Origin of the sequence: Cedecea sp. P7760 (assembly GCF_013386425.1) — a bacterium.
Lineage (GTDB): Bacteria > Pseudomonadota > Gammaproteobacteria > Enterobacterales > Enterobacteriaceae > Cedecea > Cedecea selenatireducens.
Genome location: NZ_JACARU010000066.1, coordinates 1 through 13,312 on the forward strand (window position 1 = coordinate 1; position 13,312 = coordinate 13,312).

Annotated in this window: 20 protein-coding genes; 13 read left to right on the top strand and 7 right to left on the bottom strand. The window is 46.7% G+C overall.

The features are described 5' to 3' along the window. Positions 1 to 100: 100 nt before the first annotated feature. On the bottom strand, positions 101 to 382 hold the full coding sequence (locus HX778_RS25200; RefSeq protein WP_255483458.1) for a hypothetical protein: 282 nt from the start codon (positions 380 to 382) through the stop codon (positions 101 to 103). Continuing rightward, positions 372 to 608 carry a transcriptional regulator gene (locus tag HX778_RS20740; protein WP_176982935.1) on the bottom strand — a complete coding sequence of 79 codons (237 nt, stop codon included), beginning with the start codon at positions 606 to 608 and terminating at the stop codon, positions 372 to 374. The genes HX778_RS25200 and HX778_RS20740 overlap by 11 nt, the downstream gene beginning before the upstream one ends. Before the next feature lie 105 nt (positions 609 to 713). On the opposite strand from HX778_RS20740, the gene HX778_RS20745 reads away from it, so the two are divergent. The 13 genes from HX778_RS20745 to HX778_RS20805 all read left to right on the top strand — a co-directional run bounded on the left by HX778_RS20745 (position 714) and on the right by HX778_RS20805 (position 6,548). Continuing rightward, positions 714 to 1,532: a helix-turn-helix transcriptional regulator gene (locus tag HX778_RS20745; protein ID WP_176982936.1), complete on the top strand. Its 819-nt coding sequence runs from the start codon at positions 714 to 716 to the stop codon at positions 1,530 to 1,532. A 177-nt stretch (positions 1,533 to 1,709) separates the two neighbouring features. After that, positions 1,710 to 2,030, top strand: coding sequence for a hypothetical protein (locus HX778_RS20750; RefSeq protein ID WP_176982937.1), 321 nt, complete (start codon positions 1,710 to 1,712; stop codon positions 2,028 to 2,030). A gap of 387 nt (positions 2,031 to 2,417) precedes the next feature. After that, positions 2,418 to 2,618: a hypothetical protein gene (locus HX778_RS20755; protein WP_176982938.1), complete on the top strand. Its 201-nt coding sequence runs from the start codon at positions 2,418 to 2,420 to the stop codon at positions 2,616 to 2,618. Beyond that, a complete protein-coding gene (locus tag HX778_RS20760; RefSeq protein ID WP_255483459.1) occupies positions 2,615 to 2,968 on the top strand; it encodes a hypothetical protein in 354 nt (117 codons plus the stop codon). The genes HX778_RS20755 and HX778_RS20760 overlap by 4 nt, the downstream gene beginning before the upstream one ends. After that, the gene (locus tag HX778_RS20765) at positions 2,958 to 3,188 is read left to right on the top strand and encodes a hypothetical protein (protein WP_176982939.1); all 231 of its coding nucleotides are present in this window, start codon (positions 2,958 to 2,960) and stop codon (positions 3,186 to 3,188) included. Before HX778_RS20760 ends, HX778_RS20765 begins: the two co-directional genes overlap by 11 nt. Beyond that, positions 3,188 to 3,409, top strand: coding sequence for a hypothetical protein (locus HX778_RS20770; RefSeq protein WP_176982940.1), 222 nt, complete (start codon positions 3,188 to 3,190; stop codon positions 3,407 to 3,409). Before HX778_RS20765 ends, HX778_RS20770 begins: the two co-directional genes overlap by 1 nt. Next, entirely contained in the window at positions 3,406 to 3,792 is a 387-nt protein-coding gene (locus HX778_RS20775) for a hypothetical protein (RefSeq protein WP_176982941.1), read from the top strand. The genes HX778_RS20770 and HX778_RS20775 overlap by 4 nt, the downstream gene beginning before the upstream one ends. Positions 3,793 to 3,858: 66 nt before the next feature. Beyond that, positions 3,859 to 4,377, top strand: coding sequence for a hypothetical protein (locus HX778_RS20780; protein WP_176982961.1), 519 nt, complete (start codon positions 3,859 to 3,861; stop codon positions 4,375 to 4,377). 12 nt (positions 4,378 to 4,389) lie between these two features. Further along, a complete protein-coding gene (locus tag HX778_RS20785) occupies positions 4,390 to 5,151 on the top strand; it encodes an ORF6N domain-containing protein (RefSeq protein WP_176982942.1) in 762 nt (253 codons plus the stop codon). Then, positions 5,151 to 5,741, top strand: coding sequence for a hypothetical protein (locus HX778_RS20790; RefSeq protein ID WP_176982943.1), 591 nt, complete (start codon positions 5,151 to 5,153; stop codon positions 5,739 to 5,741). The genes HX778_RS20785 and HX778_RS20790 overlap by 1 nt, the downstream gene beginning before the upstream one ends. 105 nt (positions 5,742 to 5,846) lie before the next feature. Then, positions 5,847 to 6,071, top strand: coding sequence for a hypothetical protein (locus HX778_RS20795; RefSeq protein ID WP_176982944.1), 225 nt, complete (start codon positions 5,847 to 5,849; stop codon positions 6,069 to 6,071). Then, complete coding sequence (locus tag HX778_RS20800; RefSeq protein WP_176982945.1) at positions 6,068 to 6,304, top strand: hypothetical protein; 237 nt, start codon at positions 6,068 to 6,070, stop codon at positions 6,302 to 6,304. Before HX778_RS20795 ends, HX778_RS20800 begins: the two co-directional genes overlap by 4 nt. Positions 6,305 to 6,311: 7 nt before the next feature. Then, entirely contained in the window at positions 6,312 to 6,548 is a 237-nt protein-coding gene (locus HX778_RS20805) for a hypothetical protein (protein WP_176982946.1), read from the top strand. A gap of 197 nt (positions 6,549 to 6,745) precedes the next feature. Here the strand turns inward: HX778_RS20805 and HX778_RS20810 are convergent, their stop codons facing one another. From HX778_RS20810 to HX778_RS20830, 5 genes are all read right to left on the bottom strand, one after another. Further along, entirely contained in the window at positions 6,746 to 7,984 is a 1,239-nt protein-coding gene (locus tag HX778_RS20810) for a site-specific integrase (protein ID WP_176982947.1), read from the bottom strand. Positions 7,985 to 8,519: 535 nt separating this feature from the next. After that, the gene (locus HX778_RS20815) at positions 8,520 to 9,302 is read right to left on the bottom strand and encodes an ABC transporter ATP-binding protein (protein WP_038474915.1); all 783 of its coding nucleotides are present in this window, start codon (positions 9,300 to 9,302) and stop codon (positions 8,520 to 8,522) included. A gap of 32 nt (positions 9,303 to 9,334) precedes the next feature. Further along, the gene (locus tag HX778_RS20820; protein WP_176982948.1) at positions 9,335 to 11,053 is read right to left on the bottom strand and encodes an ABC transporter permease subunit; all 1,719 of its coding nucleotides are present in this window, start codon (positions 11,051 to 11,053) and stop codon (positions 9,335 to 9,337) included. An 843-nt stretch (positions 11,054 to 11,896) separates the two neighbouring features. Beyond that, positions 11,897 to 12,793, bottom strand: coding sequence for a cation diffusion facilitator family transporter (locus HX778_RS20825; RefSeq protein WP_038474921.1), 897 nt, complete (start codon positions 12,791 to 12,793; stop codon positions 11,897 to 11,899). Between the two features lie 49 nt (positions 12,794 to 12,842). Beyond that, the gene (locus HX778_RS20830; protein ID WP_038474923.1) at positions 12,843 to 13,223 is read right to left on the bottom strand and encodes a DUF4354 family protein; all 381 of its coding nucleotides are present in this window, start codon (positions 13,221 to 13,223) and stop codon (positions 12,843 to 12,845) included. Positions 13,224 to 13,312 lie beyond the last annotated feature (89 nt).

Sequence of the window (13,312 nt, forward strand, 5' to 3'; positions counted from 1 at the left end):
CACCCAACTCCCCCCTTTCCCCCCTCTTCCCTCTCCCCCGTTAAAAACAGGTTTTCAGCCATCCAGACACCTTTAAGTCTGGGATGCTTCGGGGTGGTCATCACTGACCTTTTGAGGGGGGTTGTACTGTGTAACCCTGTAATGCTCTGCCGTGCCTATCAGCGAAAAGGCGAAGCCTGGTATTTGCTTCGTGTCTCGCTCTGTTCTCCTTCCGGAAGCTAACCGGCTCTTCGTCCTTCGTGAGCTGGTAAACATCTGCATACCGGGTTACTGCTTTCTGCCGAACTGACGGCGACAACCTCAACAGCTGATCCTGAATCCACTCCGCATCTGCCTGGCTGAATGATTCAGGCATCACAGTGCGGTGGTAGTCAGGACTCATTAATTGACGCCCCCCTGTTGAAAACCAGACCTTCCTTGCTAATCAACTCCTTACCAACAAACCCTTGAGATGCCGTCTCAATAGAAAGTGCCAATCTCGGAGAGGCGTTACGATATCCGTATGCAACGAGGTTCAAATATCCAGCGGATGTTCCTGCCCTTCGGGCTAGTTCAAGCCATTCTTCTTTCGTTGACGATCTGCGCCAATTGAGAAGTTCATTAGTCATGATGACCCTCCTTTTCCCTTAATTTACCTTTTTGATAAATTAATGGCAATTGAATTTATCACATCGTTTGTTTATCATCTTGATAAAAAATGAGAGGGTTGATAAATGGACATCAAAGAGATAAGACGCCGCAATCTCCGAGCCTTAATGCAGTACTACCTGCTTGATGTTCCGGGCTCAGGGAAAGCTGCCTTTGCTGATGAAATTGGAATTCCACCATCACAGCTAAGCCAGTTAACAAGTGATAATCCTTCAAGGAATATTGGGGACACTATGGCTAGAAGGATTGAATCAAAACTTCAGCTACCTCATGCATGGCTTGATTCAGCCGGGTGGGGGAACATAGAAGCCAGGATGGCTAAACAAAGGAGTCCAGCGGCAGGATGGTTAGAACACCTTGTAGGCGACGGATCGCAAGCCGCACCAGAAGAAAAAAAAGAAAATGATCAGGGATACCTCATTACCAAAGGCATTGCTGAGAATGACTCAAACAGATACACACTGGATGTTTTGAACACTGAGTTCAGTTGCGGTGATGGCTATTTAAATACCGAATTTCCCGAGGTGATACGCTCCATTGAACTAGACCCAGAAGAAGCTCGCCGCATGTTCGGTGGGAGGAAAGCATCAGCATTGAAAATTGCAACTGCGATGGGTGACAGCATGCTGGGTAGCATAGTTCCCGGTGAGTTAGTGGTTCTGGACATCACTGTTAAACGTTTTGTTGGTGATGGCATTTACGCTTTTGTTTACGGTGATAATTTTCACATCAAGAGGCTTCAGCTTTTAAAAGATCGGCTTATTGTGATCAGCGACAACTCCTCATATGAGCGATGGGAAGTGACTCCGGAAGATGAAGATTTATTCCACATTCAGGGATTAGTTATAGGCAAGTGGCAGATGTCATACACACGCCTAGGTTAGAATCCTCCTAGACTTTCAAAGCCGCCTAAATGGCGGTTTTTTTACGTCATCAGAAAAATATTTTATCTTAAATAACAAGTTGATATGACAAAATTGGACAAAATGATAAATTTTAGCTTTACCATAATTTATCATTGAGATAAATTTACCTCATCGGCAAACAACGGAGCCAATGAGATGACAGTAAACACATTAATCAAACTTGTAGATATTCCAGATTATCGTTTTGAACCAAATTGTGAATCGTTAAATTATGATGCTATTGCTACTGATTGTGAAACTAAAACAGTTTCACTTCTTGAAGCCTTGAATCTCATCGGTAGTTCAATTTTTAACATTACTGATACTGATTCAATCGATAAAGATGGCATAGATAAAATTCATAACTTTGCATGTTTAATTATGGATTTGTCAGAAGTTGCTATAGCCACTAATAAAATAGCTCAGCCTGCATTTTTTTTATCAGGACATAAGCACGGTGAAAAAAATGAAAAATAAATTCACCCTCGCGCAGAATTTGATTAGCAATAAATGGATTTGTGAATTTTATCTTGTAATGAGCGACGGCTCTCGAATTTGCCTCGTTACATTCATGACCTTTGATGATCTTAGTGGAGATAGGCTCGACAAAGCTCGCTCTGTGGCTGATGGGCTTAAAGCTTTACAGGCTCTGATACTAAAAACATTCAGTATCCAGATAGAATTAAAATAATTTAACACAAACCCTTTAATTACAGCCTAACCGCTGGGGCTAAACACACTCTGAGGATTGGATATGACTTTTATTAAAGATATTTCCGCATTCAAAACAGCACAGCTTTACATGCTGAATGGACACTCTCTAATTGCTGAGCTTTTTCTCAAAAAAGCATATGGGGTGAAGTGATGAAAAATAACAATCTGAATATTTGCGACGTAATTAGCGCGGCGACATATAGTCGACAATTAAATGCCCTACTGCAAAATATTTTCATTAATGGTGCCGAGGGATGTGAAAAAGATAATGAATTGCTAGGGCTTGCTTACGACATTGCAGGAAAAGTTTGCATATTCATGGACAAACTTGAGAAGGAAAATAACAAATGACAAATCTAATTGAAACACGTCGCCGCCGGATTGTTATTGCAAAGTTAAATTCCATGCAGCGCAAAACAGGAAGCTATTTCGATATCGTTAAGCTTCCCAACGGGAAATCAACAACTGTTGAATTAACCGAAGAAATATTAACAAAGGCACTAATTAAGATTTTCGAAGCGATAGTGTTTGACACAAACAAACGCGCTGATGCCGAGCGCCATATATCAGACCATTACAGCTCCTGCATGGGCAACAAATTAAACAAGCTTTCTCCGCTGGGCATGGAATTTATGAACGCGGTTATAGCGAATTTAGCTGAACAGGCTTTCGAGCATGAAGGGGGAAACCATGCCAACTGAGCAAAGAACTATCAACCACCGAGGCGCAAATACCCAGGTTCCGGTTCTGAATATTGAGTTGCATGTTGCACCGGACTTTTCCGGGCGTGTGGTTATCCACTTCGAAAAGGGACGCGCTATTTGCCACCGCCGGCTGCTTGACCGTGAACATGTAGCCAGCCTGGACAGCTTCTTAGAGCTGGCACGTATGGCCGGGTACCGCGTTAGTGAGGGCAACTGATGGCGATTACAGCGATTCGTGTTCCTGAGTGGGTTCACATGCGGGCTGTGCTTGTTCTGGCCCGCTACCGGGCGCAACGCATCCACGCCCGCCGAATGCATCGCACTGGGCATCTTAGCCTGGTAGTAAATCCGCGCTGGCGTCTTCTGTCACGGGATGGCGGCAAGAACTGGCAAGTAATGAGTCATGAACAATACAACGGCAAGAAGGACAGAAAATGATGAGTACTGAAAAAGAAAAAAACGGCATTGACGCAGCATTCAGCCGCCCGCTTCGCCCGGTCTATATCGTGACCCGTCACGGTTTCCGTAAGCGCTGCCTGAGCCGTAGCGCTGCGTTGAACAACCTGGCGCACTACATGACCACGCACGCATTCCGCCTTGCGGGTGTTGAAACCAACCATCCTACGCTACCCGTAGTACGCGACGGCGTGACGGTCTATCAACTCGGCCAGCCAACCGATGGGTATCTTTCGGCGCATGCACGCTGTATTCGCCGCCTGCGTCGGATTCTGGCCCGTAAGCGCGAGATTCGACAGTGGCAGGAGAAGCACGACGCACTGACCGAGCAGTACCGCGAATTCATGAAAACTAAGCCGTTTTGAGAGGGTTCTATGACTAACGAGCTTAATCCGCAAGCAACACCCGATGGCATCGTAACCGGTCGCCGCATGATCGGGTACTCATCAGTTATTCAGTCGCTGGACAGCGGACGGTATGACCGCAACACATATACAGGGCTTCGCATGTTGGCCTGTATTCAGGACGCGAAAGCCGCTGGCTGGCTGGCACTGAGTGTTGATAAAGAAATCATCATTTGGCGATGGCTTGTTGTCACCGTGTTTATCAATGAGGAGCTGGAGAAGAACGGCACCGTTGACGTTCCAAACGACGAAGGCGGCATTGATACAGCCGTTATCTATTCCGGTAAGAACGGGGCAATTAGCATCTATCCGGCGCCGGAACGATTTGCCCTGGCAAATCACGTTGAAGGGTGTGCTGTAGAGAAGTACGGCGTTGATATCGGGCAACAGCTGGCATTGCGTATGTACCAGGACATGGTAACCGCAGATCCAAAGCAGGGTTTCAGGTTGTCCGCTATGGGCCGTGAAGGTTTTGAAATCCTCCACGATAGCTTTATCGAGGAAATTAATACCAATGGCATGCCAGACATGCCGGTTATGCACTGAGGGGAAACAGCGATGAAAACGATCACCATTTACAACACTCAGCTTCCGGTCGTCGTCCTGCGCGGTCAGCGTGTAGTTTCAACTGAAACGCTAGCAGAAGGCTACGGTACCGAAGCAACAAACATTCGTACCAATCTTTCTGCGCACAAACACCGCTTCGTTGAAGGTGAGCACTACTTCATCATTTCAGGTGAGGAACTCTCAGCTTTGCGAGTCAGTAATCCTGACGCACAAATTTCATCCAAAGTCAGGAGCATGGCGTTTTATACCGAGCGTGGCGCTTCCCGCATGTCAAAAATCGTTGATACCGATGAGGCATGGGACTTTTTCGGGAAACTGGAGAATGCTTATTTCCACCCTGCTCAGATCCAGCCGAAAACCCAGAATGAAATTATTGCTGCAATGGCGTTAGCGAATGTAGATCAGGAGCGACGCATCAATCATGTGGAAAACAAAGTTGATGAGGTGGCCGAAACCATAGAGAAGATCAAACGCGGCTCAATTCCTGCTGGCTGGGCTGGATTCTCTGTGCTGCGAGTTAAATGCGGCATGACTGACGCAAAATGCCGGACGCTGGTTAAAAGCTACGACATTCCCACCGACACGATCACCATCATGACCCCCGAAGGCCAGCCACGCCCGATGAAAATTGTTCTCGAGGCTGACTTCATGGCGACTTTTCGCGGAATGATGAGCGAAGCAGAGCAACGAAACACTAAATGGTTTCATCCCAACATGGGGCTTTTTCAGGTAATCGGCTGGGAGGCCAAATAATGTTCATCCATACCGATATTCTCCGTGCCGCGCTGTGCTGTGTGGCCGACGAAACCGAAGAACGAAAATACCTTCAGGGGGTGCACATCACCCCTACTCACATCGAAGCCACAGACGGAAGAGCTGCAGTTGCGATGGAGCATGGGGCCGATACAGAACTCGACGCCGTTTTCATCGTTCACGGCAATATTCCGGATGATGCTGATGGTACCGACATTGGAACATTTGATGGCGAATGGTTCGCCATTCACTACGAAGCCTTCGGTGATGACGACGCGAAGCGCGTTGGGTGTAACCGCCTGGAGCGTATTGAGTGCCGCTACCCTGACTTTAGACGACTACTGTCTGATGAACCGGAGCAATGCGCAGAGATGCCGATGTTTGCGTCCCAGCTTCTCGCGTTGCCTCATCAGATGTTTGGTCGCGGCGGGCCAGTGAAATTCAAACCATACGGCAAATCAGCGCCCTGCCAGTTGTTGGTAGATCCGATAACGGACCATTTTTACGGCAAACCTTTCCTGGTGATTATGCCGATGCGCGATAACTCTTTCGACCTCTGCGCGGAGTTGCTGAATGAAAAAAGTATGTGAGGTGGTGCTCTTCACCCTCTTCTTCTCCAGCCTATCGGGGCTGGGGTTAGCAGCAGGCTTCTTTTGTTTTCTCGGTGTAGCACAGTTGTTGGGGAGGGTTCTGGCATGAAAATCGATTATCAGGATTTCGGCGCAGTGGCGAACGTCACCATTACCAGCACCGTATTCGAGTTTCGCAAGCATAACCGGGTGGTTGATACCACTCTCTTCCTGGTGCCGGAAGTCGTCAGCGAACATCGCGGTTTCTTCATCGTGAAAACCGTTTTTTCCGGTAAAGCAAGACATGCGCTGCGGGCCTACAGGGTTGCGGTAAGAGAGGCTGCTCGATGAAACATTTCATTCTTATCGCTGGGTTTGCTGTGCTTATGGTGCTCGTAGTTATCGGAACCGTAGCAGAACAGCAAGAGTGGGAAAAATTCAAGCGACTCCATCAATGCCACATCAGCGGCAAGATGGACGGGGATGTTAATTTCGGCATGTCCACCAGCGGAAATATGGTTACCACTTTAACCCCGGATAAAACGGGCTGGACGTGTAACGATGGCATCACGTACTGGAAGTGAGGATCTAATGGCTAAGCATGCAGATCTGAACGACGAGCTGGTAAAGGCCAGCGTCCATATTGATGACGGCTGCGACCACACTAAACGGCTGGTCTGGTTGATGAATGCCAGGCGGAATATGCGGAACGGCGTCAGTGTCCCGATGCCACCAGCGCCGAAGGTGGCCGGAGTGAAGATCGAACCGAAGAAGAAGCCCCGGAGACGGGGTTACCGAGTAGTGCAGAAAGCGATTGGCGCGGTGTGAGGTGATTATGGCTACAAGGTATATTGGTTTGAAAGAAATGTGCAAATTGACCGGGAAAAGCCACCCTACGCTCTGGCGAATGTGGGAGAAAAAGAAAGACTTTCCTGCACCACACCGGAGCAAAAGCGGCACTTTCCTAGGCTGGCCTGAGCACGTTTACGAAGATTGGGTTAAACAGCAGGCCAGCAATTAACGATCTACACTGCGTCAGTTCGCTGGCGCAGTGCCATTAATTTCACTTCCCACTGATTGATGATTTCCCACTTCTCCCGCAGGTATGCATAACGATCATAGTGCTTCGTTGCCACCCCCGGCTTTTTATGGTTCTGCAGCCGGTCGCGTAGCTCAAGGCTAATACCCATATCCCCGGCCAGTGTCTTAAAGGTGCGACGTATATCTCGCGGCGTAAATGGTGCGAATTCCTCACGTGAGCAGAATTTTCTGAGTTGCTTTCCATACTCGGCAGATAGCAAATGCCCTTCTTTTGTGTTGCCGGGGAAAAGATAGGGGGAATCAGGGTATCGCTTGACCTGCCCTTTTAATATTGCGGTAGCCGATTCGGTAAGCGGGATAACATGGAAATCCCCGTTCTTAGAAATGTGGGGCGGTACGGTCAAGGTGTTGTTTCGCTTATCCCAGTTATCGCGGGTATTCGTCATTATTTCCCACGGACGCTGGCCGCCGGTATGCAGGCATAGCAGGAGCAATTGCGCATAGTCAGGATTCATCGGGCAATCTGTCTCAGGAACGGCAATAAGCTCTATAAGCCGCGTCAGCTCGTCCCATGTAAGGAATCTGTCCAGAGCCTTGTCAGCACCCTTTTGTGAAGGAACGACAGATACAGGGTTGCGGTCCAGACCGTAGCGCGTTTTCCCGTTGATATTGGCCGGATCGTTATCAGCAAAAAGCCCAAAGTTGAAAATAGCATGAAGGTTAGCGCGTACTTTATTGGAACCGGCCACCGCGCCGCGCTCAATAAATTCAGCCAGCACATGCTTTATCTGAACAGGCGTAATGTCTTTGGCTGGGGTCGCCTCGCTGATATGTGGGCTAGCCAGCACCTGCTTTAACCTGTCTTCCGTCTTTTTCCAGGAGCGTTTTCCGAGCCGCTGCTGGTCTGCTATATAATCGTCGAAAAGCTGCTTCACTGTCGCATGCTTGAATGTTACTTCGTCCAATGTTTCTACGTTAGCGGCGGCCTCCTGCGCTTTGGCCGTTGCTTCAGACAAGCTCAGGTGGGGATAATCACCAAGTGATAGAAATTTTCTGGCGCCGTCTTTATGGTATTTGTAGACGAAGACTTTACGTCCAGAAGGATAAATCTTCACCCCCAGCCGCCCGGTGCCGCGTGATGCTGAAGCCTGCCAGACGTAGTAAGCCTGATCCTTTGGTTTGATGCCTTTTATCTTGCTATCTGTGAGAAGTATTCCGGCCATTTAACAGGTGCCTTACGGGTGTTCTAACGGGTGTCGTAAGGCTGAAATACTATGTTATCGTGTGAAATCAGACAACATAATAAAACCCTTTAAATTCATAACATTGCAATAAAGTGAAATTACATAAAATCCAGTGAAATCAATAATTTTCGCCCTTCTAAGCCGTAGGTCACAGGTTCGAACCCTGTAGGGCGTACCATTTCGAAGTGAACAGACATCAACCGATGTCTTTTTTTATGCCTGAAATTCAGATTTCAGCGCATCGAAACCCTCTCAGCGTCTATCTTCATCAAGCAATATCTGTTGGCATATCTGATGGTATATTCCCGTGGTTCGGGCCCGAGATATTAGCCAGAGACATCGCCTGCCATAATCCATACTCCGGAATATGGCAGGCCAGCCTATAAAAAGAAGGAAAGTTGCCTTTGGCCTGAGATAATTGTTCTCTCTCATAGAGTCAGGCAACTTTCAAATTTTCCGGGCGATAGATTAAATACCTCGGTGACGAATATAACCGACCACTCTGAGTATTAATTTATACACAAGACGCTATCCTGTCGTTTAGCGCATCACTAATTCTTTCGACCATTGGCGCAATACTATCTTTGGTTCTCATAGCGCGCGCTATATCTATATTAAAGGTGTCAGTGATTGTGCTGGCTTTTCCGCCGAGCAGGCAGACCCTATCAGAAAGCAATACTGCTTCTTCAACGCTGTGTGTCACGAGTAACATCGAGCGAGTCTTGATAATACGATTCTCCCACAGTTCAATAAGATCCTGTCGTAGCTTGTTACCAGTAAAAATATCCAGGGCCGAGAATGGTTCATCCATCAGTAAAAGTTCTGGTTCTACAGCTAGCGCGCGCGCGAATCCGACACGCTGCCGCATCCCTCCTGACAGTTCTCTTGGATAAGCTTTCTCGTACCCAGAAAGCCCTATCAGGTCAAGCATGTCCATTGTCCTTTTCCCCACTTCATCAGTCGATAATCCCTGAGCCTGAAGCCCAAATGCCACGCTATCGAAAACGTTTAGCCACGGGAAGAGCGCAAACGACTGAAACACCATGCTGGTATGTTTGCCGGGCCCATTAATGGGTAAATCGCAGCAAACAATAGAGCCTGCATCTGGCTCTACTAGTCCGGCAACCATTCTTAAGAGCGTTGACTTCCCTGAACCGGAACGCCCCAGTAAAGCTACGATTTCATTCTCTTTAATCTCCAGATTAATATTATCGAGCACGGTTGATTTTTGCTTACGACCTTTATTAAATGATTTTGAGACGTTCTTAATCTCTAATACTACTGATGATTGTTTCATAATAATCCCTTACATCTTTAATTTGTTAATAATTAATCGAATTTGAAACGCGTCTCTGCAAAACGGTACATAGGCTGCCAGACAAAAATAATGCACAGCAGAACCATGAAGCACATAGCCAGGCAGCCCAGGGCTTCCTGCGGGTTTTGGCCCGCATCACTGGCAAGAGAAATAAAGGCTCCGAGTCCGTGCGTCTGTAAGGTAATTTTTCCCCAGCTCAGCACTTCCGCAGCGATAGCGGTATTCCAGGCTCCCCCGGCCGCAGAAATGACGCCGGTCACGATGTAAGGAAACACTGCGGGGAGTGTGAATCGCGTCCACCAGAGTAAGCCACGGAGATGAAAGACCCGGCTTGCTTCCACGAGTTGACTTGGGATCATGGAGGTTCCGGCAATGACGTTAAACAGCACGTACCATTGTGTGCCCAACATAATCATTGGAATTGTCCATGTGCCCAAATTCTGATGCCAGGCAACAATCATAAAGGCTATCAATGGATAAAAGACGTTAGCAGGCACCGCGGCCAGCACCTGAATAATCGGCTGGAAAAAGCGCACAAGGTTTGGCCGCAGGCCAATCCATACGCCCAGAGGCGTAAAGATAATAACGCTTAACACCATTGCGCCGATGACTCGAGCGGCGGTTAGCCCCATTAAGCCAGGAAGTGAAGCCAGGTACTCCTTAGGAATAAACAGCCACAGCTGATGCCCGTAATAAATGCAGCCGACCACGATAGCCAGATACCAAAGGCTGGACCATAGCCAATTCATTTGTGCAAGGAAACCAAAAAGCCGGTTTAGCTTTAGTCCATACCACGCTTTAGGCAGAACAAATAACCAGAATATGGACAATTGTTTACATGCGCGCCCTAAGCCCAGCCCGATATGTGATTGACTAAGGCATTGATAGAACCATGAGCCGGGTACTTTTCTGTCACTAACATCCTCGTATTTGAACTGATGCGCATAGCGAACCAGCGGGCGGAATAGCAGCTGATCGAAGATGATAATATTGATAATAAGGGCTAAAACTCCCAGGGTGACGCCGTGGAGGCTGCCATTCTGTAAAGCGATACCGATATACGACCCTACTCCGGGCAAATTAGTGCTACCATCCCCTACGGTAAGCATCTCTGAGGCGACCAGCGCAAACCAGGCCGCGGACTGAGAGACCATCGTATTCCACAGCAAACCCGGGAACGAATAGATGAATCCCAGGCGCCAGAATTTTTGCCACGGATTATAACCAAAAGCCTCAGTGGCTTCGGATAGCTCATCAGGTACGACTTTTAGCGTCTGGTATAACGTCAGCATCATATTCCAGGCTTGTGCAGTAAAGACGGCGAAAATCGCCAGCCCTTCAAGCCCCATCACGCTGTGAGGATAAAGTCCGAGGAAAAAACCCGTCGTAAATGTCAGAAAACCAACTAAAGGAACTGACTCCATAAAATTCACGAAAGGCAAAATAACTCGCCTCATAGGAGCATATTTTGCGGCTAATACAGCAAACACTATCGAAAAGAGCATTGAATAAAAAAGCCCTATAAGCAATCGCATAGTTGTACGCAATGTATAATAGGGGAGCAAATGATAATCCAGATTAACATCTGGTAAAGAGTACCCGTTAAAAGGGGTGTGCATTCCCTGCCAACCATAAATGAACAAAATAATGCAGGCTGCTATAATAAAGCCAACAATCAAATCGTTCACAACAGAAGTCTTCTTGCTTATGTGTTTTGTTAAAACATGCATAATAGGAAACTCCACTTATTAGCGCGCACGCATGAGGTTACCCTCGTTGAGTACGAGCCAATAAGATAATATTAGATTTAATAAATCCTAAAAAGCCTTAGCAACTAAAAATCAGTGGTCAGAAATACTCTCGCCGCTAAAGCTGATTACGAGTTATGGTAATAGTGTGTTGATGTTATCCTCAACGGCACTTTGTCTTTTTTGTTTCAGTTTCAGTTTGAGCTTGCTGAAAAATTCTTTCCATGCAGCAAGTTTTTTATAGAAGGGTCTTTGAAATGTGGGAGATATCGGCCGAGCAGTGTCTGCCAACATTGAAAAAATGATAGTGCTTTTAGCATCGATATAAAACATGTAGCGCTTTGTAAGTAGCGACATACTACACCTCAAACTGAGTGCATATAATGAATAACCAATCATCGGCAGTTTCATGGCAACTGCACAGACCGTCTCCATTGAATACACTGAGTTACAATGTAGATAGTCAGCCCATATGTTCCTCTCTCGATGGAGGTTCATCAGAAATATTACAAGTCATAGATCTTCTCCTGTTGATTTTTACTGAAAATGTGCGGGCTATTACTTGATTATTCACTAGCCGACTCTTTATCTCTTCCAGAGCATTATCCGGCTGGCAGCTCCTTTTTGAAGGACAGCTTATTATAGCCACAACCTCTCTGTGGGAAACCCAAAAACAAGTTTCAGTTAGGAACTGTTTAGCTATGTCAAGATAATAACGAATATGTCAAAACAATAAAAATAACCGCAAGTTGTGTAATAAAGAAATTTTTAAAGTAATACACTTCAAATGGTAAAATAAATACCTCCACGGTTACATAATATTTACTAACGGCCGCTATCTCCGGGGTCAATATGAACCATGACATTAAGTACATCAAAAACGGCCATCACCCTATTTCTGGCTTCTGTAGCGATTTCATGGCCTTCGCGGATAGAAAGATCTCCGTTGACTTCAAGGTGAACATCAATCAGAGCGTAGTCGCCCATTTTGCGTGTTTTCAAATCATGGACCCCTGCCACACCTGCCGTAGACAACAGGCAAACTCTTATTTGATGTTCTAAATCAGCGTCAACAGAACGATCCATTAAATCCTGAAGAGCGTCTGAGGAAAAGTGGTAGCCCATCCGGGTAATAAAGAGGCCGACAATCAAAGCAGCAATCGAATCCATCATATGATATCCCAGCATATTCCCGATAATCCCAATCGCCACAATGACTGAAGAGGCCGCATCGGATCGAGCATGCCAGGCATTTGCAATCAGCAAAGAAGACTGGATACGTTTACCAACAAACAGCATATAGCGGAAAAGCGTCTCTTTAATCACCAGCGCGATGATAGCTACCCATATCGCTAAAGGTTTTATCTCCTGAGGCAAGCTGTTATGAAGAAGATTTCCCCCAGCTGACCAGACCATCCCCAAACCAACTAAAAGAAGAATCGCCCCGATAATGAGCTTTCCGCCGTTTTCAAAGCGCAAATGGCCGTAGTGATGGTCGTCATCACACCCCTTCTGGCCTTTCTTATTAGCAATTAAAACGACAAAATCAGAAGAGAGATCTGAAAGAGAATGAATCCCATCTGCAATGAGTCCCTGCGAACCTGATAAAACACCAGCTATAATTTGAAATATAGATAAGAAAGAATTGAGGAAAATACTGACCAGCGTGCATTTTTTTGTTTCAGACGCACGAAAATGAGACCTATAGTTATTTCCATTCATAATCTTTAATCACCACAAGGTAGCAGCCCGAATGGGCTGCCTGTAACGATTACTTGCATTCAGCGGAAAGGGTAATCAGCAACGCGTCATTAACTTTCGCATCTTCGGAGGCGAAAACAGCGATACCTTTAACCATTTTACCTGCCCTTAACGAGCCTTTAGACAAAGCTTCATCTACGGTGTCCAATGCAAATTCTTTGTGGTCCGGAGCGGTTGCTTTCAGACACACCTTCGAGAGATCAATGTCTTTATCAGAGACGTTTGCAACCATCACTTCAAAGGTGTTGGTATAAGCACTTTTCCCACCCACGGACATAGAACCGGTGGATTTATGCGTAGCATAAACGGCAATGTTTGCAGGTGTTTCAGCTACCGCGGAAAAACAAAAACCAGCCAACGCCAGAGATGAAACAAGAGTAAGTACCTTCATCGTAAAATCCTTTCTTTAGGGTTAACATCTCAGTCACTGCGGATACCGCAGCCCAGCCTCAAGAGTAGTTCCCCTAACCTAAACCTCCC

Excerpts from the sequence above, each read along its gene's own strand:
- HX778_RS25200 (WP_255483458.1), bottom strand. The coding sequence starts at position 382 with ATGAGTCCTGACTACCACCGCACTGTGATGCCTGAATCATTCAGCCAG.
- HX778_RS20740 (WP_176982935.1), bottom strand. The coding sequence starts at position 608 with ATGACTAATGAACTTCTCAATTGGCGCAGATCGTCAACGAAAGAAGAA.
- HX778_RS20745 (WP_176982936.1), top strand. The coding sequence starts at position 714 with ATGGACATCAAAGAGATAAGACGCCGCAATCTCCGAGCCTTAATGCAG.
- HX778_RS20750 (WP_176982937.1), top strand. The coding sequence starts at position 1,710 with ATGACAGTAAACACATTAATCAAACTTGTAGATATTCCAGATTATCGT.
- HX778_RS20755 (WP_176982938.1), top strand. The coding sequence starts at position 2,418 with ATGAAAAATAACAATCTGAATATTTGCGACGTAATTAGCGCGGCGACA.
- HX778_RS20760 (WP_255483459.1), top strand. The coding sequence starts at position 2,615 with ATGACAAATCTAATTGAAACACGTCGCCGCCGGATTGTTATTGCAAAG.
- HX778_RS20765 (WP_176982939.1), top strand. The coding sequence starts at position 2,958 with ATGCCAACTGAGCAAAGAACTATCAACCACCGAGGCGCAAATACCCAG.
- HX778_RS20770 (WP_176982940.1), top strand. The coding sequence starts at position 3,188 with ATGGCGATTACAGCGATTCGTGTTCCTGAGTGGGTTCACATGCGGGCT.
- HX778_RS20775 (WP_176982941.1), top strand. The coding sequence starts at position 3,406 with ATGATGAGTACTGAAAAAGAAAAAAACGGCATTGACGCAGCATTCAGC.
- HX778_RS20780 (WP_176982961.1), top strand. The coding sequence starts at position 3,859 with ATGATCGGGTACTCATCAGTTATTCAGTCGCTGGACAGCGGACGGTAT.
- HX778_RS20785 (WP_176982942.1), top strand. The coding sequence starts at position 4,390 with ATGAAAACGATCACCATTTACAACACTCAGCTTCCGGTCGTCGTCCTG.
- HX778_RS20790 (WP_176982943.1), top strand. The coding sequence starts at position 5,151 with ATGTTCATCCATACCGATATTCTCCGTGCCGCGCTGTGCTGTGTGGCC.
- HX778_RS20795 (WP_176982944.1), top strand. The coding sequence starts at position 5,847 with ATGAAAATCGATTATCAGGATTTCGGCGCAGTGGCGAACGTCACCATT.
- HX778_RS20800 (WP_176982945.1), top strand. The coding sequence starts at position 6,068 with ATGAAACATTTCATTCTTATCGCTGGGTTTGCTGTGCTTATGGTGCTC.
- HX778_RS20805 (WP_176982946.1), top strand. The coding sequence starts at position 6,312 with ATGGCTAAGCATGCAGATCTGAACGACGAGCTGGTAAAGGCCAGCGTC.
- HX778_RS20810 (WP_176982947.1), bottom strand. The coding sequence starts at position 7,984 with ATGGCCGGAATACTTCTCACAGATAGCAAGATAAAAGGCATCAAACCA.
- HX778_RS20815 (WP_038474915.1), bottom strand. The coding sequence starts at position 9,302 with ATGAAACAATCATCAGTAGTATTAGAGATTAAGAACGTCTCAAAATCA.
- HX778_RS20820 (WP_176982948.1), bottom strand. The coding sequence starts at position 11,053 with ATGCATGTTTTAACAAAACACATAAGCAAGAAGACTTCTGTTGTGAAC.
- HX778_RS20825 (WP_038474921.1), bottom strand. The coding sequence starts at position 12,793 with ATGAATGGAAATAACTATAGGTCTCATTTTCGTGCGTCTGAAACAAAA.
- HX778_RS20830 (WP_038474923.1), bottom strand. The coding sequence starts at position 13,223 with ATGAAGGTACTTACTCTTGTTTCATCTCTGGCGTTGGCTGGTTTTTGT.